The organism is Litorilinea aerophila (assembly GCF_006569185.2).
Taxonomy (GTDB): Bacteria; Chloroflexota; Anaerolineae; order Caldilineales; family Caldilineaceae; genus Litorilinea; species Litorilinea aerophila.
The window spans coordinates 1-1,098 of the sequence record NZ_VIGC02000086.1 but is presented as its reverse complement, the minus strand read 5'-3'; the positions used below and the strand labels follow the sequence as shown (position 1 = coordinate 1,098).

Sequence of the window (1,098 nt, the reverse complement as noted above, 5' to 3'; positions counted from 1 at the left end):
TGAGATAGGCTGGACGAGATGAGAGTTGGAGAGAGGAGGAAACAGCCATGGCAGCGGGAAGTATCCTGGAGCGACTGCGTAGAGTTCAGGATCCGAGGCGCCGACAAGGAAGGCGATACCCCTTGCCTGGGTTGTTGGGTGCGATGATTTTAGCGGTCATGCAGGGGGAGAATAGTCTACGGGGCATTGTGCAATGGATGGGGCTGCACTGGGAGGAAATTGCGGAACCCTTGAATCTCTGGGCGACCAAAGGAGCGCCCTCCTACGGCACCTTATGGAATCTGCTGGCCAGCCTGGACCCCAAGGAGCTCAACCAGGTTCTGCAGGGGGCAGAGGAAGGGGGAGGTTATACGCTGGATGGCAAACATTTGCGTGGGAGCAAACGCCAGAGCCAAGCAGCCCTGCAGGTGGTAACCCTAGCGGGTGCCAGGTACGGCCAGATCCTGGCCCAACAGGAAGTGGAGGCGGGCAATGAGCTGGCGGCAGCCTTGCGGTTGTTACAGGAGGTGCCTGTGGCGGGCAAGCTGGTGAGCATGGATGCGGGCCTTTTGCAGCGGGAGACGGTGGCAACCGTGGCCCAAAAAGGGGGGCCTACATGGGGTTCGTCAAGGGCAACCATGGGGCTCTCTATGCGCTTATAGACCAGTGGTTGGAGGCCCGCGGTGTGCGAGCCCGCCAGCCGGACCATGTCCAGATGGACAAGGGCCATGGCCGTCTGGAACGGCGCGAACTCTGGGTGGAGCCAGCCCAAGATTTGGGCATCTATTTGGCCCAAGACTATGGCTGGGCTGAGGTGCGCTTCCTGGGACAAGTGCGGCGCTATCGTCGTCCTCTGCATCAGGAGGAATGGGAATCGGTGGAATCCGTCTTCTGGATTGCTGGGGGAAAGAATCTGCCTGCATTGCCCCCCGCTCAGTTCCAGGAGCAGCTCCGGGGCCACTGGACCATCGAGAACCGAGTTTTCTACGTGCGAGATGTCACCATGGATGAGGACCGGCTGCATGGCCGTCGCATCGGATCGGCCCTTTCCATGCTGCGCAATGTGGCTCTCAATTGCTTGCGCCGACTCAGACTGCCTTACATCCCAGACGCCCGGCG

2 protein-coding genes are annotated in these 1,098 nt (G+C 60.6%); both read left to right on the top strand.

Annotated features, from left to right (window positions below):
- The first annotated feature begins 47 nt into the window (after nucleotides 1–47).
- On the top strand, nucleotides 48–641 hold the full coding sequence (locus FKZ61_RS23715; protein WP_141612649.1) for a transposase family protein: 594 nt from the start codon (nucleotides 48–50) through the stop codon (nucleotides 639–641).
- A partial coding sequence (locus FKZ61_RS23710; protein ID WP_141612648.1) for an ISAs1 family transposase occupies nucleotides 596–1,098 on the top strand: 503 nt, incomplete at its 3' end. The genes FKZ61_RS23715 and FKZ61_RS23710, both read left to right, overlap by 46 nt.